This is a genomic window from Dactylosporangium sp. NPDC051484 (assembly GCF_040689395.1).
Lineage (GTDB): Bacteria > Actinomycetota > Actinomycetes > Mycobacteriales > Micromonosporaceae > Dactylosporangium.
In genome coordinates this window covers 484342-503130 of record NZ_JBFAZX010000001.1, presented here as the reverse complement: position 1 = coordinate 503130, position 18789 = coordinate 484342, and the positions used below count along the sequence as shown (strand labels likewise).

Here is an 18789-nt window from a genome sequence, read left to right as displayed (position 1 = left end):
CCGGGAGAAACGCCTGATCAGGCCTTCTTGAACGTCCAGGTGCCGGTGTCGGCGCCGCCCTGCGGCGGGGAGAGCTTGAGCGTGTTGCCGCCGCAGTCATACCGGCTCTTCTTGAGCACCGGCTGCGCGTCGACGGCACCGCCGGTGTCCGCGGTGCCACTCCCGGTGAACTCGGTGATCGGCATCTTGTCGGCGACGCGCACCGAGGCGGGGGCGGTGAGGTCCACGGTCACCGTGAGGGCGCTGAAGTCGACCGTGCCGGTGGGCTCCAGCGTGCCGGTCGCCGACGACGGGGTCTTGATCGAGCCGTTGACCTTGCCGCCGTAGCCGAAGCTGCCCTTCACGTCGTTGCCGGACACGGCGAAGGTGAAGGTCACCGGCTGCATCGGGCCGAAGTCGACCTGCGTCTTGCCGCCGGCGTCGATCGTCAGCAGGGCGCCGCCGCCACCCGCGAAGGTGCCGTTCACCGAGCCACTGAGCTTGCCGCTGAGCCCGTCCGCCTTCCAGGTGCCGACGAGGCACGACGCCGCGGTGCCCTGCCCGCCACCACCGGCGGTGCCGGCGCTACTGCCACCGCCCGCAGGGACGGAGGCGCCCGCGCCGGTGGAGGCGCCCGCCGGGACGGAGGCGGCCGCGGAGGCGTTGCCGGAGGCTCCGGCCGAGGTGGTGGCCCCGGGATCGGCCTTGTCACCGCCGCATCCGGTGAGCCCGAGGCCGAGCACCGCAACGGCCGCGATCGCGGCCCTGCCGGTCGTGCGCATCTGCGTCCTCCTTGCTGCTACATAGGGGTCGATGGTTTGTTCACCCCGCCGTGAACCGTCGCCACCCTACCGTGCGAGGATCTGGCCCACCCGGCGCCCAGAATCCGGGACGACATCGACCGCAGTCGACGAACATTCGACCACGGGTCGGTAACGGCCTGCTCAAGATGCGTGTGAGCCGCTCTTAGCAGGCGTGAAACATTCGGGACTTTGGAGCGAAACCGCCCCCCGGCAGCCTTTTGGCCATGTCCGAAGCGGTCGCCACGCGCTGCCCGGCCCCGCACGACGCCGTCGCGGGTCCGCGACAACGCCGAAACGACGCTGTCACTGCGGCTTTACCGAGGGGCACGCATGAGTGACTCAGGGTCTGCGATGAGGGTCGTCGTCGTCGGTCACGGCATGGTAGGGCACCGCTTCGTGGAGGCCCTGCATTCCCGCGACACCGGGCGGCGCTGGCACGTCACCGTGCTGGCCGAGGAGGGCCGCTCCGCCTACGACCGGGTGCGCCTGTCCGCGTACTTCGACGGCGTCTGCGCCGAGGAACTGACCTACGCCGTGCCCGACGGGATCGACCTGCGGCTCGGCGAGCCGGCCGTGTCGGTCGACCGCGAGGCGCGCCGGGTCCGCACGGCCGCCGGGGAGTACGAGTACGACGTGCTGGTCCTGGCCACCGGCTCGTCGGCGTTCGTGCCCCCGATCAGCGGCGTCGAGCAGAACGGGGTCTTCGTCTACCGCACCCTCGACGATCTTGAAGCGATCCGCGACCACGCCAAGGGCAGGGAGGTCGGCGCGGTCATCGGCGGCGGCCTGCTCGGCCTGGAGGCGGCCAACGCGCTGCGCCTGCTGGGCCTGCGCACACACGTGATCGAGTTCGCGCCGCGGCTGATGCCCGTTCAGGTGGACGAGGCCGGCGGCGCCGTTCTGCGCCGCTACGTGGAGGACCTCGGCGTGCGCGTGCACCTCGGCGCCGGCACCACCGCGATCCGCCGGACGGCCCCGGGCGGGCGGCTCGGCCTGACCCTGTCCGACGGCGCGCACGTCCCGGCCGACCTCGTGGTGGTGGCCGCGGGCATCCGGCCGCGCGACGAACTGGCCCGCTCGATGGGGCTCGCGACGGGGGCGCGCGGCGGGGTGGTCGTCGACACCGGCTGCCGGACCGAGGACCCGGCGATCTACGCGATCGGCGAGTGCGCCGAGATCGGCGGGCGCTGCTACGGCCTCGTCGCGCCGGGCTACGCGATGGCGGAGGTGGTGGCCGACCGGCTCGTCGGCGGGGCCGCCGAGTTCCCCGGCGCGGACACGTCCACGAAGCTCAAGCTCCTCGGCATCGACGTGGCGAGCTTCGGCATAGCGCCCGAAACGACAACGCCGCGCGACGACCTGCTCGACATCGTGTACCTCGACCCGGCCAACGGCCGCTACGCCAAGCTGGTGCTCTCCGACGACGCCCAGACCCTGCTCGGCGGCATCCTGGTCGGCGACGCGAGCGCCTACCCGACGCTGCGGGCGAGCGTCGGCGGCCCGCTGCCCGGCCACCCGCTGACCCTGCTGGCCGGCGACGCGCCCGGCGACGTCGCGCTGCCGGACGAGGCGCAGGTCTGCAGCTGCAACGCGGTCACCCAGGGCCAGGTGGTCGCCGCGATCGCGGACGGCTGCGCCGACGTCGGCGCGCTCAAGGAGTGCACCCGGGCCGGCACCAGTTGCGGCTCGTGCGTGCCGCTGCTCAAGCAGATCCTCAAGCAACAGGGCGTGGCCGCGAGCAAGGCGCTGTGCGAGCACTTCGAGTACTCCCGCGCCGAGCTGTTCGACATCGTCCGCATCCGCGAGATCCGCACGTTCTCACAGCTCATTGACGAGCACGGGCAGGGCCGGGGCTGCGACGTCTGCAAGCCGACGGTGGCCTCGATCCTGGCGTCGCTGCACAACGACTACGTCCTGGACGGCGAGCAGGCCTCACTGCAGGACACCAACGACCACTTCCTGGCCAACATCCAGCGCAACGGCACCTACTCGGTGGTTCCGCGCGTCCCCGGCGGCGAGATCACGCCGGAGAAGCTGATCGTGATCGGCGAGGTCGCCCGGGACTTCGACCTCTACACGAAGATCACCGGCGGGCAGCGCATCGATCTGCTGGGCGCGCGCGTGGAGCAACTGCCGGCGATCTGGAACCGCCTGGTCGCGGCCGGGTTCGAGTCCGGTCACGCCTACGGCAAGGCGCTGCGCACCGTGAAGTCCTGCGTCGGGTCGACCTGGTGCCGGTACGGCATGCAGGACTCGGTCGGGCTCGCGATCGAGCTCGAGCTGCGCTACCGCGGCCTCCGCGCACCCCACAAGATCAAGTCCGCGGTGTCCGGCTGCGCCCGCGAATGCGCCGAGGCCCGCAGCAAGGACTTCGGCATCATCGCCACCGAGAACGGCTGGAACCTCTACGTCGGCGGCAACGGCGGCTTTCGCCCGCGCCACGCCGACCTGCTGGCCGCGGACCTCTCCACCGAGGAACTCATCCGCGTCGTCGACCGGTTCCTGATGTTCTACATCCGCACCGCCGACCGGCTCCAGCGCACCGCGGCATGGATCGAGGGCATGGAGGGCGGCCTGGACTACCTGCGCGCGGTGATCGTCGAGGACTCCCTCGGCATCGCCGCCGAGCTCGACGTCATGATGGCCCACCACGTTTCGTCGTACATCGACGAGTGGCGGGCGACGGTCAAGGACCCGGAGCGGCTGGCGCGGTTCGTGTCGTTCGTGAACGCGCCCGGCACACCGGACCCGACGATCTCCTTCGTATCCGAACGTGGACAGCCCGTGCCTGGAGTCCTAGGAGCGCACTCATGAAGTGGATCGCCGTCTGCCCGTACCTGCGTCTGGAGCCGGAACGCGGCGTGGCCGCACTGATCGACGGGGTGCAGGTGGCGCTCTTTCGGACCTTCGACGGCAGCCTGCACGCGATCGGCAACCTCGACCCGCTCAGCGGCGCCGCGGTGCTCTCGCGCGGCATCGTGGGCAGCCGCGGGGACGCCCCGGTCGTCGCGTCGCCGATGCACAAGCAGGTGTACGACCTGGCCACCGGGGAGTGCCTGGACGAGCCGGGCGTGCGCGTGCCGGTCTACCCGGTCCGCGTCAGCGACGGCATGATCGAGGTCGCCGTGGCGCAGTTGGCGGCCGTCACGGGCGGAGAGCCGACGTGAGCGCGGGCAGCACCCTGGAGGCACGCCCGGCGTCGGGCGAGGATCTTCCCCTGGCGGGCTTCACGGTGGCGGTGACCGCCGACCGCCGCCGCGACGAGCTGGGTGCCCTACTGGAGCGGCGGGGCGCACGCGTCGTGCTCGCCCCGGCCCTGCGCATCGTCCCGGTCGCCGACGACACCGAGCTCAAGGCGGCCACGGTGTCCTGCGTCGACATGGCGCCGGACATCGTCATCGCCACCACCGGCATCGGCCTGCGCGGCTGGATCGAGGCCGCCGAGGGCTGGGGCCTCGGCGAGGCGCTGCGGGCGCGGCTCGACCAGGCCTACCTGATCGCGAGGGGTTCCAAGGCCAAGGGCGCGGTCCGGGCGGCCGGCATGATCGAGTCCTGGTCCCCGGACGCCGAGGGCTGCGACGAGGTCCTGGATCACCTGCTGTCCAGCGCTCTGCCCGGCGGGATCGCGGGCCGCCGGATCGCCGTGCAGATGCACGGCGAGCCGCACCCCGAGCTCACGTCCGCGCTGCGCGACGCCGGCGCGATCGTCGTGGAGATTCCCGTGTACCGCTGGGCGCCGCCGGTCGACCCCGCGCCCCTGCGCCGCCTCGTGGATCTGATCTGCTCGCGCCTCGTCGACTCGGTGACGTTCACCTCCGCGCCCGCGGTCGGCTCGCTGCTGCGGGTCGCCGCGTCGGAGGCCCCGGACGTGCTCGAGGCGCTGCGCACCGACGTCCTGGCCGCTTGCGTCGGCCCGGTCACCGCGGCCCCGCTGCAGCGCCTCGGCGTGCCGGTCGCGGCGCCCGCGCGGGCCCGGCTCGGCGCGCTCGTGCGCATCCTCGTCGACGAGCTGCCGAAGCGCTCCCCCACCCTGCACGTCGCGGGCGCGGCCGTCACCCTGCGCGGCCACGCCGCGATCATCGACGGCACGCTCAAGCCACTGGCCCCCGGCCCGATGGCCGTCCTGCGCGCCCTGGCGGCCTCGCCCGGCCGCGTGCTGTCGCGCGCGGCCCTGCTACGGGAGCTGCCCAGAGGTGCGGACGAGCACGCCGTGGAGATGGCGGTGGCCCGGCTGCGGGCGGCGCTGGGCGGCTCGGCGTTCGTGCAGACGGTCGTGAAGCGGGGCTACCGCCTGCGGGTCGACTGAGGCGCCCTACTGCAGGTAGTGCTCGACCTCGTCGATCGAGTGTGCCTCGACCTCGTCCGGCGAGAGGCCCTGCAGCTTCGCCGCGCGCCGGCGGCGCAGCAGGTCCCAGAGCTGGTCTAGCTGCTCCTCGATCCCGCGCAGCCGGTCGTGCTCCTCCTGCTCGGCGATCTTGCCAGCCTGTAGCTGGGTGCGCAGCTTGTGCTCCTCGTCGACCAGGGCCGAGATCTGGTGGATCAATGTCTTCTCATCCATGGATTGCATCATCCACCAAACGGCGGCGGCCCGCCGCTCAGCGCCGTTTCGCGCGACACCGCGCAACCGGTTCGTCAGCCGCGCCCCTCCCACACCGGCTCGGGCACCTCGACCACCTCGCCGTCGGCGCGGAACAGCACGTATCGGTCGAACGAGCGGCTGAACCACCGGTCGTGCGTCACCGCGACCACGGTCCCGTCGAAGCGCCGCAGCCCTTCCTCCAGGGCCTCGGCACTGGCCAGGTCAAGGTTGTCGGTCGGCTCGTCGAGCAGCAGCAGCGTCGCGCCGGACAGCTCCAGCAGCAGGACCAGGAACCGGGCCTGCTGGCCGCCGGACAGGGTGCCGAAGCGCTGGTCGGCCTGGCCCGCCAGCTCGTATCGCGACAGCGCCGGCATCGCCTGCGGGCGGGGCAGCCCGTCGCGCCAGTCGTCGCCGCGCCAGAGGATCTCGGCGAGGGTGCGGTCCATGAGCTCGGGGCGGTCGTGCGTCTGGGAGAAGTGCCCCGGCCGGACCCGCGCGCCGAGGCGCACCTGCCCGCCGTGGGCGACCGGTGCGAGCTGCGCACCGATCTGCGGGCCGTCGGGGTCGGTGCCGCCGCGGGCCAGCAGCCGCAGAAAGTGTGACTTGCCGGTGCCGTTGCCGCCCAGGACCGCGACGCGGTCGCCGTACCAGACCTCCAGATCGAACGGATAGGTCAGGCCGTCGAGCTCGAGCTGCTCGCACATGATCGCGCGCTTGGCCGTGCGGCCGCCGGACAGGCGCATCCGGATGTCCTGCTCCTTCGGGGGCGCCGGTGGCGGGCCGGCCTCCTCGAACTTGCGTAGCCGGGTCTGCGCCGCCTGCAGGCGGGAGGCGAGCCCGTCGTTGAAGGCGGCCTTCGTGCGGTACATCAGGACCAGGTTTTTGATCTTCTCGTGCTCCTCGTCCCAGCGCCGGCGCAGCTCGTCCAGCCGCTCGTGCCGCGCGCTGCGGGCCTCGTGCCAGGAGGCGAAGCCGCCGGGATGCACCCACGCGGAGCCGCCCTCGACCGCCACCACGCGATCGGCCGACTGGGCCAGCAGTTCCCGGTCGTGGGAGACGTACAGGACGCTCTTGGGCGACTCGCGCAGCCGCTCCTCCAGCCAACGCTTGCCGGGCACGTCGAGGAAGTTGTCGGGCTCGTCGAGCAGGAGCACCTCGTCCTCACCGCGCAGCAACAACTCGAGCGCGAAGCGTTTCTGCTGGCCGCCGGAGAGCGTGCGCACCGGCCGGTCCCGGGTGTCGTCCCAGGTCAGCCCCAGCGCGGCGACGCTGGCGGTGTCGAAGAGCACCTCGGCGTCGTACCCGCCGGCCTCGCCCCACGCCGCGAGGGCGTTGGCGTAGCGCAGCTGAGCCTTCTCCGCGGCGGCCCCGGTGGCCTCGTGCATGGCGCGCTCGGCGGTGGCCATCCGCTGGCCCACCTCGCCCAGTCGCGGTGGCGCGAGTTGCAGCGCCAGGTCGTACAGCGTGCGGTCGTCGCCGATCATGCCGATGAACTGGCGCATCACGCCGAGCCCGCCCGAGCGCGCGACCGAGCCCGTACGCACCGGCAGGTCGCCGGCGACCATCTTCAGCAGGGTCGTCTTGCCGGCGCCGTTCGGCCCGACGAGCGCCACCTTCGCGCCCTCGCCGACCCGGAACGACACCTCGCAGAAGAGCTCACGGCCGTCCGGCAGCGTGTGCCCGACCCCTGCGACGTCCACATATCCCACGTTGAAGAGCTTCAGCGGCAGCGGCTGATCATGGAAGCGATTTTTCCACGCGCAGCACCCGGAACCCCTTGTGGCTGGCATACCGCTCGGCCGCGAAACCCTGCTCGCCGAGCCAGCGCTGCAGCGAGTCGCCACCCAGGTTCTTGGCCACGACCAGCCACGCCGTGCCGCCGGGCAGCAGCCGAGGCAGCCAGCGCAGTAGCAGAGCGTGCAGTTCCGGCTTGCCGATGCGGATCGGCGGGTTGGACCAGATCTGCGTGAACCCGACAGTCTCCGGCACCTCGTCGGGGAGGGCCGCGACGATCCGGTCGGCCGCCCCGAGCGCCGCCGCGTTCTCGCGGACCAGGTCGAGGGCGCGCTGATTCACATCGATCGCATACACGGTGGCCCCCGGCGCGGCGGCGGCCAGCACGGCGGCGATCGGCCCGTATCCGCAGCCCAGGTCCAGCAGCGCCCCCACCGTGGCGGGGTCGGGCGGTGGCGCCTGCGACAGCAGCACCGCGGTGCCCGGGTCGAGCCGGCTCCACGAAAACACCCCGGACGCCGAGGTCAGCCGAAACTCCTGGTCAACGGCCTCGAACACGACCTCGTGCCGCTCGTGCACGACCGCCGGATCGGCCGAGAAATAGTGCTCGCCCGCCAAGATGTCCTCCCTCTGCGCGGCTCGCAACGCATTGTCCTCGCCTCGGTGACCGGGCGTTCGCGCGGCCACGCCTTCGGAGTGTGCGAGACCTCGCCGGCACGCCACCGACTGGCGCAGTCGGCTACCCTGTGCGACATGACTTCTCGGGACGAGCCGCGCCGAAAGCGGCGTTCCGACTCGTTCCGCCAGGATGAGGCGGACGAAGCCGACAACTGGCTCGCGGGCCTGCGGGGCGGCGGACGGGGCGAACCCGATCCGTTCGCGGCTCCTCCGCCCGAGCCGGCGCCCTTCGATCGCCCCGGCCCTCCGCCCGGCTCGTTCGACCGCCCCGGCCCGCCGGAACGCTCGGAATCCTTCGAGCACCCTGGGCCGTTGGAACGGTCCGGCTCCTTCGATCGTCCCGGGCCACTGGAGCGCCCCGGTGCGGCCGATCGGACCACGGCGATCGAGCGGCCTCGGGCGCCCGAGCGCCCGGGCGGCTACGAGGGCAGCGGCGAGTCCCGCGCACCCGGGGCGCCCCCGCGCGGCGGCTGGAGCTCCCACGACGACTCCCCCAGCGGTGTCTTCGGCCCCTCGGCCCTGCCGCCCGCCCCGCCGCCGGCCCGGCCCAACCTCGACGGCTGGTCCGCACCGGAGGCCGCCCCGGCCGGCCGCCGACGCGCCGCCGACGATTCGCCCGCCGGCACGTTTGGGCGCGCCACACTCCCGGCCAGCCCCCCGCCCGGCCAAACCACCGCCGTGCCACCGGCCGCCGAGCCTCCCGGCGCGTATGGGCGCGCCACGCCTCCGGCGAGCCCCCCGCCCGGCCAAGCCATCGGTGAGCCGCCGGCCGCCGAGTCCCGCGGCCGCCGCCGCGCGCGCGAGGAGGCGGCGCGTGGCCCGTCGGAGTCCTACGATCACGGTCCGCAGCTGACGCCGATCATCAAGTCGCTCGCCGAGCTCACCTCGGCGGAGGCGCCGACCGAGCCCCCGCCGCTCGTGCCGATCTTCCCGAACATGCGCCCGGACTCGCCCCCGACGAGCGGCGACGGCCGGCGATCCAGGCGCGCGGCGGAGGACGACCAGCCCGCCGCCTTCACCGGCGACGCCACGGGCGGACGCGGCGCGGACGAGCCCGCGGGCCGCCGTCGCCGCGACGACAGCGGCGAATCCGGACCCCGCACCGGCGATCTCGCATCCGGGACCGGCGACGCCGGCGGCCGCACGGGTGACCTCGGCGGGCGGCGCCGTGCCGCGCCCGACGAACCCCGCACCGGCAACGGCTTCGACTCCCCGGCCTTCGGCGCCGACCGCGACAAGGCCGGCACCCGGCGCGACGAGTTCGGCGGCGAGCCCGGCCCCACGGGCCGCGGCAGCGCGTATGCGGGCGAGACCACGATGTTCCGCCCCGGCGAGGACAGCGGCGCACGCCGTCAGCACCTCGGCGCCAATGACGAGGGTGCCCCCGGGCGGGTCCACGGCGACGAGACCGGGCGCGCCGCGCCGTATGCGGGCGAGACGACCATGTTCCGCCCCGGCGAGGACAGCGGCGCACGCCGGCGCGAGGCGGCCCCGCGCCGCCCACCGGCCCTGGACGAGCCGCCGCGCCAGCGCCGCGCGCTCGACGACGCGGTCCCCGCCTACAACCCGTATGACGATCCGTCCGCCGCCCGCGGGCGCGGCGACGGGCGGCGCGGCAGCGGGGAGCACTCCGGCGATTACAGCTCCGGCGGCACCCGCCGCGCGCTGCGCGAGCCGCCAGGCGGTGGATCCGGGCACCCCGACCGATTCGACCGTGATGATCGCGACGGCGGCCACGGGCGCTCCGGCGGGCCGCCGGCGCGTGCGGCGGTCGACCCGGCCGGCACCGGCCCGCGGCCGCACCGCTGGGTGGCACTGCTCAGTGTCGTGGCCGTCCTCGTGGTGCTGGGCGCCTGCGCGATGGGCACCTGGTTCATCCTCAAGGACGAGAAGAACGGGCCGGACTCGGCGAAGTCCAGCGCGACGACCGGGCCGAAGAAGCGTGACATCAGCAGCCGCGACGTCGACCCGAAGCCGCTGACCGAGGCCGAGGTGTTCCCGAGCAACAACATCGTGGCCGCGCCGGACGAACAGCCGTATGTCATCCTGGCGACGAAGGCGTCCAACGACTGCAAGGTGGCCGCGACCGAAGAGCTGGCGAAGCTTCTGGCCAACGGGGGCTGCAGCGAGGTCGTGCGCGCGACGATGAAGTCGCCGACCGGGGAGTATCTGATCACGGCCGGGATCTTCAATCTGAGCACCGAGAAGGTGGCCGCCCAGACCTTCGACGACATCAGGCCCATCGTCGACGCCCAGAAGGGCCGCTTCGCCGGTATGAGCGTGGGTGTGGGCACCGGCACGGACGCCCTCGTCCGCGCGCCGACGCAGCTGGGCTGGAACTTCAAGGGGCACTTCATCACGTACTGCGTGATCGCCCGCGTCGACGGCAAGAACTTCGCCCAGGACGACCAGTACCCGAAACAGATCACGTTCGACATCGTCGAGACGTACCTGGACAACGGCATCATCGAGAACCGCGCGGTCATCCAGCCAGAGGCCACCCCGGCGGCGTCGCTACCGGCTTCCCAGCCGCCGAACTGACACACCCCGGGCCGGCCGGCACGCGCACCTAGAGGTCGCGGCGGCGGCGGGTCTGGTCGGCGCGCTCGCGGAACGACTCGGCCGAGGACGGGTAGGTCACCTCGACCAGGGTCAGGCCGTGGGCGGGGGCCACCATCACCTCGTCCGCGCGGACGCTGCGCGTCAGCAGGGTCGCCGGCCAGTCCGGCGCGCGGCGGCCGTCGCCCGCGACCAGTTGGGCGCCCACCAGGCTGCGGACCATCGACCAGCAGAACGCGTCCGCCTCGACGGTGGCCACCAGCATGCCGTCCGGGTCACGGCGCCAGTCCATGCGGGTCACGGCGCGGATCGTGCTCGCGTGCTCCTTGCGGCGGCAGAAGGCTGCGAAGTCGTGCTCGCCGACGAGTCCTTCGGCGGCGGCGTTGAGCCGTTCCAGGTCGAGCGGACGGGGCCAGGCCAGGGTGTCGCGGCGGCGCAGCGGGGCGGCGCCGTGCGGGGCGTCCGTGACGCGGTACTCGTAGCGGCGCGACAGGGCCGAGAAGCGCGCGTCGAACTCGGCGGGGACGGCGCGGGCCGCCAAGACGCGGACGTCGAGCGGGAGGAGGCCGGCCAGCTTGCGGATGAGTGCCGGCTCAAGGGTCGCCCAGCGCTCCTGCGGCACGTCGGCGTGGCAGACCTGGCCGGTGGCATGCACGCCAGCGTCCGTGCGGCCGGCGACGGTCAGGCCCTCGACCGTGCCGAAGAGGCGCTCCAGGACCGCCAGCAGCTCGCCGGCCACCGTCCGGCGGCCCGGCTGCAGGGCCCAGCCCGAGAAGTCGGTGCCGTCGTAGGAGACGTCCAGCCGGATGCGCACGCTCATGCGGTACAAACTCCCAAAGGAAAGCCCGGCACCCATGAAAGGGTGCCGGGCCGACGGACCTCGACCGGTGATCAGGCCTTGGTCTCTTCGTCCTTCGCCGCGTCCGCCTGGTCGGCGGCCTTGGCCTCGGCGGCGTCCTCGCCCGCGGCCTCGGCGGCGGCGACCGGGGTCGCCTCCGCTTCGTCGCCGGCGAGCACCGCGATCGAGTCCGCCTTCGCGGCCTTACGATCGGCCGCGCGCGGCGCCTTCGGCGCGGCCACCTCGAGCTCCTCGACCAGCTCGATGATCGCCATCGGGGCGGCGTCGCCCTTGCGCGGGCCCGTCTTCACGATCCGGGTGTAGCCACCCTGACGGTTGCTGAACCGCGGCGCGATCTGGTCGAACAGCGCGAACACCACGTCCTTGTCCCGCACCACGGAGAGCGCTTGACGGCGCGCGTGCAGGTCGCCGCGCTTGGCCTTGGTGATGAGCTGCTCGGCGAGCGGGCGCAGCCGCTTGGCCTTCGTCTCGGTGGTCGTGATGCGACCGTGCTTGAACAGCGACGTGGCAAGGTTCGCCAGCATCAGCCGCTCATGCGCGGGGCTGCCGCCGAGGCGGGGACCTCTGGTGGGCGTGGGCATTGTTGGGACTCCTCTAATACAGCGGCTGATGATGCAGCTGCCGACGTTTTTAAAGCTGCTCGGTCTCGCGGTAGTCGTCGGCGTCGTAGTCCACCTCGGCGAAGGAGTCCACGACGTGGGCCGGGTCGAACGTCGGCGCGGAGTCCTTGAGACCCAGGCCCATCCCGGCGAGCTTCATCTTGACCTCGTCGATCGACTTCTGACCGAAATTCCTTATATCGAGGAGGTCGGCTTCCGTGCGGCTGATCAGCTCACCGACGGAGTTGATGCCCTCACGCTTGAGGCAGTTGTAGGAGCGGACGGTCAGGTCCAGCTCCTCGATCGGCAGCGCCAGATCGGCGGCCAGCTGCGCGTCCTGCGGCGACGGGCCGATGTCGATGCCCTCAGCGTCGGCGTCCAGCTCCCGCGCCAGGCCGAACAGCTCCACCAGCGTCGAGCCGGCCGAGGCCAGCGCGGTGCGCGGGGTCAGCGACGCCTTGGTCTCGACGTCGATGATGAGCCGGTCGAAGTCGGTCCGCTGCTCGACGCGGGTCGCCTCGACGCGGTAGGTCACCTTGAGCACCGGCGAGTAGATCGAGTCGACCGGGATACGCCCGATCTCCTGACCCTGCTGCTTGTTCTGGTTGGCGGTCACGTAGCCGCGGCCGCGCTCGACGGTGAGCTCCATGTCGAGCCGGCCCTTGCCGTTGAGGGTCGCCAGCTTGAGGTCGGGGTTGTGCACGGAGACGCCGGTCGGCGGCTGGATGTCGCCCGCCGTGACGTCGCCCGGGCCCTGCTTGCGCAGGTACATCGAGACCGGCTCGTCGTGCTCGGAGCTGACGCACAGCTCCTTGATGTTCATGACGAGCTCGACCACGTCCTCCTTGACGCCGGGGATCGTGGTGAACTCGTGCAGCACGCCGTCGATCTTGATGCTGGTCACCGCCGCGCCCGGGATGGAGCTCAGCAGGGTGCGCCGCAGCGAGTTGCCGAGCGTGTACCCGAAGCCCGGCTCGAGCGGTTCGATGGTGAACTTGGACCGGACCTCGCTGATCGACTCTTCGGCGAGGCTGGGCCGCTGGGAGATGAGCACGTTCTGTTCCTCCAGTTCGTTGCGCGCCCGCTATTTGACGCGCTCCGCTTCGGCGGGGCCGTCAGGCCCCTACGCCCAGTCTGGCTCGACGACGCTTCGCGAAGATCGACCCAGACCGGGCGCCGACGATGGTGCTACTTGCTGTAGAGCTCGACGATGAGCTGCTCCTGGACCTGGGTGTCGATGACCTGCCGCGCGGGCAGGCTGTGCACCAGGACCTTGAACTCGCTCGGGATGAACTCCAGCCACGCGGGGACGGTCTTGCTGCCCGCGAGGCCCTGCGCGATCTGGAACGGGGTGAGCTCCCGCGACTTCTCGCGCACCTGCACGATGTCGTGCTCGCGCACGCGGTACGACGGGATGTCGACCTTGCGGCCGTTGACCACGATGTGGCCGTGCTTGACCAGCTGGCGGGCCATGTCGCGCGACGACGCGAGGCCAGCGCGGTACACGACGTTGTCCAGCCGCGACTCGAGGATCCTCAGCAGCTCCTCACCGGTCTTGCCCGGCTTGGCCACAGCCTCCTCGTAGTAGCCGGCGAACTGCCGCTCCAGCACGCCGTAGATGCGGCGGGCCTTCTGCTTCTCGCGCAGCTGCAGGAGGTACTCGGTCTCCTTCGGACGCCCACGGCCGTGCTGGCCGGGCGGGAAGGGGCGCGACTCGAACGGGCACTTCGGCCCGTCGCACTTGCTGCCCTTCAGGAACAGCTTCATCTTCTCGCGACGGCAACGACGGCAGTCGGCACCTGTATAACGAGCCATGTTCTCTTCGTCTCTTCCCTTAGACCCGGCGGCGCTTCGGCGGACGGCAACCGTTGTGCGGCTGCGGCGTGACGTCAGAGATCTGCCCGACCTCCAGGCCAACGGCCGTCAGCGAGCGGATCGCGGTCTCCCGGCCGGAGCCGGGGCCCTTCACGAAGACGTCGACCTTGCGCATGCCGTGCTCCATCGCGCGGCGCGCGGCGGCCTCGGCGGCCAGCTGCGCGGCGAACGGGGTCGACTTGCGCGAGCCCTTGAAGCCCACCTGGCCGGCGGACGCCCAGGAGATGACAGCACCTGTCGGGTCGGTGATCGACACGATGGTGTTGTTGAACGTGCTCTTGATGTGCGCCTGCCCGTGGGCGACGTTCTTGCGTTCCTTGCGCCGGACCTTCTTGACAGCGGTCGCGCCGGCGCGAGCCTTCGGCGGCATTCTCTATGCGCTCCTAGATACGTTTCTGATCTCGAACCGGCTGTTACTTCTTGCCCGGCTTCTTCTTGCCGGCGACCGTGCGCTTCGGCCCCTTGCGGGTGCGCGCGTTGGTCCGGGTGCGCTGACCGCGCACGGGCAGGCCCTTACGGTGCCGGATGCCCTCGTAGCAGCCGATCTCAACCTTGCGGCGGATGTCCGCGGCGACCTCGCGGCGCAGGTCGCCCTCAACCTTGTAGTTGGCCTCGATGTAGTCGCGCAGCTGCACGACCTCTTCATCGGTCAGGTCCCGGGCCCGCTTGTTCGGGTCGATGCCAGTGGCGGCCAGGGTCTCGACGGCGCGGGTACGCCCGATGCCGTAGATGTAGGTGAGTGCGATCTCGGCGCGCTTCTCGCGCGGGAGATCGACACCAACGAGACGTGCCATAAGTGGGCGTGCTCCTCGTGTGTGCGGAGGTCTGTGCCCGCTCCGCTCCCGTCTGCCCACAGACGGGCCCCGGCCTCCGACCGGGGGTTCAGCCCACGAACGCCGCCGTGACAGCGGTCGCCCGGGGCTGGAGCGGGCAAGTGCAAATGTGCTGCTGCGGGATCCAGCAGCGCCCGGGACTCAGCCCTGGCGCTGCTTGTGGCGCGGGTCAGTGCTGCAGATGACCATGACCCGGCCATGCCGCCGGATGATCCGGCAGTTGTTGCAGATCCGTTTGACGCTCGGCTTGACCTTCACGGTTCGCCTAACTCTCGCTGCGTGCGCGCTACTGCGAACGGGCACGACAGAACCCGACCGTTACCTGGGTACCGACACCGATCACTTGTAGCGGTAGACGATGCGCCCGCGAGTGAGGTCGTAGGGCGAGAGCTCCACGACAACACGGTCCTCGGGCAGGATGCGGATGTAGTGCTGCCGCATCTTGCCGCTGATGTGCGCCAAGACCTTGTGGCCATTGGCGAGCTCAACCCGGAACATCGCATTCGGGAGAGGCTCGATCACTCGGCCCTCGATCTCGATGGCCCCGTCTTTCTTCGGCATGTCCTCCGCTACCTGACATCGGGTCGTGTGGTCGACGCTCGCATCCGTTTCACGAGGCCATCGGCGGTGCCGTTGAGCAGTGCCGAAGTCCTCGAGCCAGCCGCGGCTCCGATCATGCCACTAGAAGCGCGTGGAGGCATGCCGGAGTGGACGCTTTGCGCCAATGGACAAGTCTACGCGTGGGAAGGCAGCGCACCAAATCGGGGGTGTCTAACTGTCACGGTAGCGCTTTTGATTGTCCGGGTTGTTGCCCAGCACCTTCACCAAGAAGGTGGCAGCGAGCAGAACGGCGCCCCAGGGGCCGGCGACCCACATCGGCCAGAAGGTCGCGAGCTCGCGGTCGCTGATGCTGACAAGGGCCCAGATCACCACGTTGACCGAGACGGCGACGAGCCAGGCGCTCCAGACGCCGATCAGCCACCTCGGGTGGCGGCCTTCGGGGCGGCCGGGCCGCTCGTCCGGGTCGTCTCCAGCCGGCACGACCGGGTCGAGCTGGGAGCCGGCGACCGGGTGGAAGCCGGGCAGGTCCTTGAGGATGAGGTCCAGATCGCCGTAGGTGCGCGCCGCGTACGTCTCCTTGAGGCGATCATCGTATTCGCCGAGCGACAACCGGCCCTCGTCGAGCGCCGCCTTCAGGCGCTCCGCTACGAACTGCCGGTCCACGTCGGCCGCACGCAGGTCTTTTCGCCGCTCCGCCACCGTTCCCCCTTCGCTCTCCGCACACAGCATCCCACCGTGCCCGCAGGGAGCTCCACCCCGGTCTTTCCCTTACTCGGTCGCCGGTACGGGTTCGCGGGCGGTGATGAGATCCCCCAGGCGAGCCCGGCCACCGTCACGGGCCGTGAGCACCCAGACGCCGTCGTCGCAGAAGGCCATCGTGTGCTCCACGTGCGCGGCGACCGATCCGTCGACGGTCACCACGGTCCAGCCGTCGTCGAGCTCGGCGACCTTCGGCTTGCCGCGGGTGATCATCGGCTCGATCGCGAGCGCCATGCCGGGCCGCAGCATCGGGCCCTTGCCCGGCCGGCCGGAGTTCTGCACGAACGGGTCCTGGTGCATGGCGGTGCCGATGCCGTGGCCGCCGTAGCCCTCGACGATGCCATACCGGCCCGCCTTGCGGATCGAGGACTGGATGGCGAACGAGATGTCGGTCAGCCGCCCCCGGCCCGAGCGCGCCCCGCGGGCCCCCGCGGCGATCCCGGCCCACATCGCGTCCTCGGCGACCCGTATGAGCCGGCGCAGGTCCGCATGGACCTCGCCGACCGGGACGGTGATCGCCGCGTCGCCGTGCCAGCCGTCGAGGTCGGCGCCGCAGTCGATGGAGATCACGTCCCCCTCGCGCAGCACCTGGCGGGGGCTGGGGATCGCGTGTACGACCTGGTCGTTGACCGACGAGCAGATCGAGGCCGGGTAGCCGTGGTAGCCCTTGAACGACGGCACGGCGCCCGCGGCCCGGATCGTCTCCTCGGCGATACGGTCCAGCTGCGCGGTCGAGACCCCGGGCGCGACCGCGGCCCGCATCCGCTCCAGCGCGTCGGCGACGACGAGCCCAGCGCGGCGCATGAGGCCGATCTGTTCCGGGGTCTTGAGTTCGATCTCGACCTGGTGGGCCATGAAACTTACCTGCCGCGCTTTCAGCCGCCGTACGAACGGAGAGCGTCGATCGCGCGCACGGTGACGTCCTCGACGGGACCCGTGGCGTCGATGCCAACCAGCTTGCCCTGCGCGCCGTAGTAGTCGACCAGCGGCGACGTGTCGCGGGCATACACCTTCAGACGCTCGGCGATCGTCTCGGCCTTGTCGTCGTCACGCTGGAACAGCTCGCCACCGCACCGGTCGCAGACACCCTCGTGCGTGGGCGCGTCGAACTCGACATGCCAGATCTTGCCGCAGCCACGGCAGGTCCGCCGGCCCGAGAGCCGGCGGATGACCTCTTCGTTCTCGACGACCAGCTCGAGAACGATGTCCAGGCCGGTGCCGAGGTCGGCCAACAGCTTGTCCAGCGCGTTGGCCTGCGGCACCGTGCGAGGGAAGCCGTCAAGCAGGAAGCCGTCGAGCGCGTCGCCCTCGGCGAGCCGGTCGGACACCATGTTGATGGTGACCTCGTCCGGCACCAGCTGCCCGGCGTCCATGTACCGCTTGGCCTCGATGCCGAGCGGAGTGCCCTGCCCGACGTTCGCCCGGAAGATGTCGCCCGTGGAGATTTTGGGCACGGCAAGGTGCGCGGCGATGTACTCAGCCTGGGTCCCCTTGCCCGCCCCGGGGGGACCTACCAGCACCAGCCTCACTACCGGAGGAACCCTTCGTAGTTGCGCTGCATCAGCTGGCTCTCGATCTGCTTCACCGTCTCGAGGCCCACACCAACAATAATGAGTACTGCGGTGCCACCGAACGGGAAGTTCTGCAGAGCCTGCCCATTACCCACAATCCCGATGAGCAGGTTGGGCAGGATCGAGATGATGCCCAGATACAGCGCGCCGGGGAGGGTGATGCGGCTGAGGATGAAGTTCAGATACTCGGCCGTCGGCTTGCCCGGACGGATGCCGGGCACGAAGCCGCCGTACTTCCGCATGTTGTCCGCAACCTCGGTCGGGTTGAACGTGATGGACACGTAGAAGTACGTGAAGAAGATGATCAGCAGGAAGTAGATCGCGATGTGCCAGGCGCTGTTCTGCGGCACGATGTTGCGGTTGATCCACAGGACGGTCTTGTTCGTCGTGTCGGAGCCGGCGAACTGGGTGACCAGCGTCGGCAGGTAGAGCAGCGACGAGGCGAAGATGACCGGGATGACACCCGCCTGGTTGACCTTCAGCGGGATGTAGGTCGAGGTGCCACCGTACATACGCCGGCCGATCATGCGCTTCGCGTATTGGACCGGGATGCGCCGCTGGGCCTGCTCGAGGAACACGACGAAGGCGATGACCACGACGGCGAGGCCGACGATCACGAAGAACGTGGTCTTGTTGTCCTGCCAGATCTGGATGCCCTCAAGCGGCAGCCGGGCCGCGATCGAGGTGAAGATCAGGACCGACATGCCGTTGCCCACGCCGCGGTCGGTGACAAGCTCGCCGAGCCACATGACGACGCCGGTGCCGGCGGTCATCGTGATGACCAGCACGGTGAGCGTCAGCCACATCGGGACCTTGTGGGTGTCCGGGATGATCGGGAACTGCGACTGGTCGCACGCGCCGCCGAAGAGCTGGCCGGACCGCGCCAGGGCGACGAACGCCGAGGCCTGCAGGATGCCGAGGCCGAGGGTCAGGTAGCGCGTGTACTGCGTGATCTTCGCCTGGCCGGACTGCCCCTCCTTGCGGAGCTGCTCCAGGCGCGGGATCACCACCGTCAGCAGCTGCAGGATGATGCTCGCGGTGATGTAGGGCATGATGCCCAGCGCGAACACCGACAGCTGGAGCAGTGCCCCGCCGGAGAACAGGTTCAACAGGGTGAAGACCTGGTTGTCCTTGCTGTTCTCGACGATGTTGAGGCACTTCTGCACGTTGCCGTACGACACGCCGGGGCTGGGTAGTGTGGCGCCCAGCCGGTAGATGCCGATCACGAGCAACGTGAAAAGAATTTTCTTGCGCAGGTCAGGCGTACGGAACGCACTGGCAAAGGCGGAGAGCAACTTCATCCTCCTGCGCAAGGCGGCCGGTCGTTCGGCCGACGAGGTGGGGTCCTGGTGGTGCTGATGACACTGTCGAACGTATGAGTCGAACGTGTTCTGCGCAAC

The 18789-nt window shown here is 70.9% G+C and carries 20 protein-coding genes; 4 read left to right on the top strand and 16 right to left on the bottom strand.

Annotation, left to right across the window (positions count from 1 at the left end; translation table 11 throughout):
• Positions 1 to 17: 17 nt before the first annotated feature.
• On the bottom strand, positions 18 to 761 hold the full coding sequence (locus AB0367_RS02525; RefSeq protein WP_366224369.1) for a hypothetical protein: 744 nt from the start codon (positions 759 to 761) through the stop codon (positions 18 to 20).
• Between the two features lie 372 nt (positions 762 to 1133).
• Between AB0367_RS02525 and nirB the strand changes: the two genes are divergently transcribed.
• Genes nirB through AB0367_RS02510 form a run of 3 tightly spaced genes read left to right on the top strand, consistent with a single transcriptional unit; the run spans position 1134 to position 5088 of the window.
• Positions 1134 to 3596 (top strand): nitrite reductase large subunit NirB, encoded by a 2463-nt coding sequence (gene nirB, locus AB0367_RS02520; protein ID WP_366224368.1) that lies wholly within the window; start codon positions 1134 to 1136, stop codon positions 3594 to 3596.
• Positions 3593 to 3949, top strand: coding sequence for a nitrite reductase small subunit NirD (gene nirD / locus AB0367_RS02515; protein WP_366224367.1), 357 nt, complete (start codon positions 3593 to 3595; stop codon positions 3947 to 3949). Before nirB ends, nirD begins: the two co-directional genes overlap by 4 nt.
• Positions 3946 to 5088 carry a uroporphyrinogen-III synthase gene (locus AB0367_RS02510; RefSeq protein ID WP_366224366.1) on the top strand — a complete coding sequence of 381 codons (1143 nt, stop codon included), beginning with the start codon at positions 3946 to 3948 and terminating at the stop codon, positions 5086 to 5088. Before nirD ends, AB0367_RS02510 begins: the two co-directional genes overlap by 4 nt.
• A 6-nt stretch (positions 5089 to 5094) precedes the next feature.
• Here the strand turns inward: AB0367_RS02510 and AB0367_RS02505 are convergent, their stop codons facing one another.
• The 3 genes from AB0367_RS02505 to AB0367_RS02495 all read right to left on the bottom strand — a co-directional run bounded on the left by AB0367_RS02505 (position 5095) and on the right by AB0367_RS02495 (position 7713).
• Positions 5095 to 5340, bottom strand: a complete 246-nt coding sequence (locus AB0367_RS02505; protein WP_366224365.1) for a DUF2630 family protein — start codon at positions 5338 to 5340, stop codon at positions 5095 to 5097.
• 74 nt (positions 5341 to 5414) lie between these two features.
• Positions 5415 to 7070 carry an ATP-binding cassette domain-containing protein gene (locus AB0367_RS02500; RefSeq protein WP_366224364.1) on the bottom strand — a complete coding sequence of 552 codons (1656 nt, stop codon included), beginning with the start codon at positions 7068 to 7070 and terminating at the stop codon, positions 5415 to 5417.
• 28 nt (positions 7071 to 7098) lie between these two features.
• Positions 7099 to 7713, bottom strand: a complete 615-nt coding sequence (locus AB0367_RS02495) for a methyltransferase (RefSeq protein WP_366224363.1) — start codon at positions 7711 to 7713, stop codon at positions 7099 to 7101.
• A gap of 135 nt (positions 7714 to 7848) precedes the next feature.
• Between AB0367_RS02495 and AB0367_RS02490 the strand changes: the two genes are divergently transcribed.
• The gene (locus AB0367_RS02490) at positions 7849 to 10314 is read left to right on the top strand and encodes a hypothetical protein (RefSeq protein ID WP_366224362.1); all 2466 of its coding nucleotides are present in this window, start codon (positions 7849 to 7851) and stop codon (positions 10312 to 10314) included.
• Positions 10315 to 10342: 28 nt separating this feature from the next.
• Here the strand turns inward: AB0367_RS02490 and truA are convergent, their stop codons facing one another.
• The 12 genes from truA to secY all read right to left on the bottom strand — a co-directional run bounded on the left by truA (position 10343) and on the right by secY (position 18684).
• A complete protein-coding gene (gene truA, locus AB0367_RS02485; protein ID WP_366224361.1) occupies positions 10343 to 11152 on the bottom strand; it encodes a tRNA pseudouridine(38-40) synthase TruA in 810 nt (269 codons plus the stop codon).
• Positions 11153 to 11223: 71 nt separating this feature from the next.
• A complete protein-coding gene (rplQ, locus tag AB0367_RS02480; protein WP_366224360.1) occupies positions 11224 to 11772 on the bottom strand; it encodes a 50S ribosomal protein L17 in 549 nt (182 codons plus the stop codon).
• A gap of 49 nt (positions 11773 to 11821) precedes the next feature.
• On the bottom strand, positions 11822 to 12844 hold the full coding sequence (locus AB0367_RS02475; protein WP_366224359.1) for a DNA-directed RNA polymerase subunit alpha: 1023 nt from the start codon (positions 12842 to 12844) through the stop codon (positions 11822 to 11824).
• Between the two features lie 134 nt (positions 12845 to 12978).
• Positions 12979 to 13605: a 30S ribosomal protein S4 gene (rpsD, locus tag AB0367_RS02470; protein ID WP_366224358.1), complete on the bottom strand. Its 627-nt coding sequence runs from the start codon at positions 13603 to 13605 to the stop codon at positions 12979 to 12981.
• Positions 13606 to 13624: 19 nt separating this feature from the next.
• On the bottom strand, positions 13625 to 14035 hold the full coding sequence (gene rpsK, locus AB0367_RS02465) for a 30S ribosomal protein S11 (protein WP_350543440.1): 411 nt from the start codon (positions 14033 to 14035) through the stop codon (positions 13625 to 13627).
• Positions 14036 to 14078: 43 nt separating this feature from the next.
• On the bottom strand, positions 14079 to 14459 hold the full coding sequence (gene rpsM / locus AB0367_RS02460) for a 30S ribosomal protein S13 (RefSeq protein WP_344616003.1): 381 nt from the start codon (positions 14457 to 14459) through the stop codon (positions 14079 to 14081).
• Positions 14460 to 14639: 180 nt separating this feature from the next.
• On the bottom strand, positions 14640 to 14756 hold the full coding sequence (gene rpmJ / locus AB0367_RS02455; protein ID WP_014687778.1) for a 50S ribosomal protein L36: 117 nt from the start codon (positions 14754 to 14756) through the stop codon (positions 14640 to 14642).
• Positions 14757 to 14837: 81 nt separating this feature from the next.
• Positions 14838 to 15059 carry a translation initiation factor IF-1 gene (gene infA, locus AB0367_RS02450; RefSeq protein WP_007073013.1) on the bottom strand — a complete coding sequence of 74 codons (222 nt, stop codon included), beginning with the start codon at positions 15057 to 15059 and terminating at the stop codon, positions 14838 to 14840.
• 210 nt (positions 15060 to 15269) lie between these two features.
• Positions 15270 to 15758 (bottom strand): DUF1707 domain-containing protein, encoded by a 489-nt coding sequence (locus tag AB0367_RS02445; RefSeq protein ID WP_366224357.1) that lies wholly within the window; start codon positions 15756 to 15758, stop codon positions 15270 to 15272.
• A 69-nt stretch (positions 15759 to 15827) separates the two neighbouring features.
• A complete protein-coding gene (map, locus tag AB0367_RS02440; RefSeq protein WP_366224356.1) occupies positions 15828 to 16673 on the bottom strand; it encodes a type I methionyl aminopeptidase in 846 nt (281 codons plus the stop codon).
• Positions 16674 to 16693: 20 nt separating this feature from the next.
• Positions 16694 to 17347, bottom strand: coding sequence for an adenylate kinase (locus AB0367_RS02435; RefSeq protein ID WP_366224355.1), 654 nt, complete (start codon positions 17345 to 17347; stop codon positions 16694 to 16696).
• On the bottom strand, positions 17347 to 18684 hold the full coding sequence (gene secY, locus AB0367_RS02430) for a preprotein translocase subunit SecY (RefSeq protein ID WP_366224354.1): 1338 nt from the start codon (positions 18682 to 18684) through the stop codon (positions 17347 to 17349). The genes AB0367_RS02435 and secY overlap by 1 nt, the downstream gene beginning before the upstream one ends.
• Positions 18685 to 18789 lie beyond the last annotated feature (105 nt).

Excerpts from the sequence above, each read along its gene's own strand:
- rplQ (WP_366224360.1), bottom strand. The coding sequence starts at position 11,772 with ATGCCCACGCCCACCAGAGGTCCCCGCCTCGGCGGCAGCCCCGCGCAT.
- AB0367_RS02490 (WP_366224362.1), top strand. The coding sequence starts at position 7,849 with ATGACTTCTCGGGACGAGCCGCGCCGAAAGCGGCGTTCCGACTCGTTC.
- rpsK (WP_350543440.1), bottom strand. The coding sequence starts at position 14,035 with ATGCCGCCGAAGGCTCGCGCCGGCGCGACCGCTGTCAAGAAGGTCCGG.
- nirD (WP_366224367.1), top strand. The coding sequence starts at position 3,593 with ATGAAGTGGATCGCCGTCTGCCCGTACCTGCGTCTGGAGCCGGAACGC.
- AB0367_RS02505 (WP_366224365.1), bottom strand. The coding sequence starts at position 5,340 with ATGGATGAGAAGACATTGATCCACCAGATCTCGGCCCTGGTCGACGAG.
- rpsD (WP_366224358.1), bottom strand. The coding sequence starts at position 13,605 with ATGGCTCGTTATACAGGTGCCGACTGCCGTCGTTGCCGTCGCGAGAAG.
- map (WP_366224356.1), bottom strand. The coding sequence starts at position 16,673 with ATGGCCCACCAGGTCGAGATCGAACTCAAGACCCCGGAACAGATCGGC.
- infA (WP_007073013.1), bottom strand. The coding sequence starts at position 15,059 with ATGCCGAAGAAAGACGGGGCCATCGAGATCGAGGGCCGAGTGATCGAG.
- truA (WP_366224361.1), bottom strand. The coding sequence starts at position 11,152 with ATGAGCGTGCGCATCCGGCTGGACGTCTCCTACGACGGCACCGACTTC.
- AB0367_RS02525 (WP_366224369.1), bottom strand. The coding sequence starts at position 761 with ATGCGCACGACCGGCAGGGCCGCGATCGCGGCCGTTGCGGTGCTCGGC.
- nirB (WP_366224368.1), top strand. The coding sequence starts at position 1,134 with ATGAGGGTCGTCGTCGTCGGTCACGGCATGGTAGGGCACCGCTTCGTG.
- rpsM (WP_344616003.1), bottom strand. The coding sequence starts at position 14,459 with ATGGCACGTCTCGTTGGTGTCGATCTCCCGCGCGAGAAGCGCGCCGAG.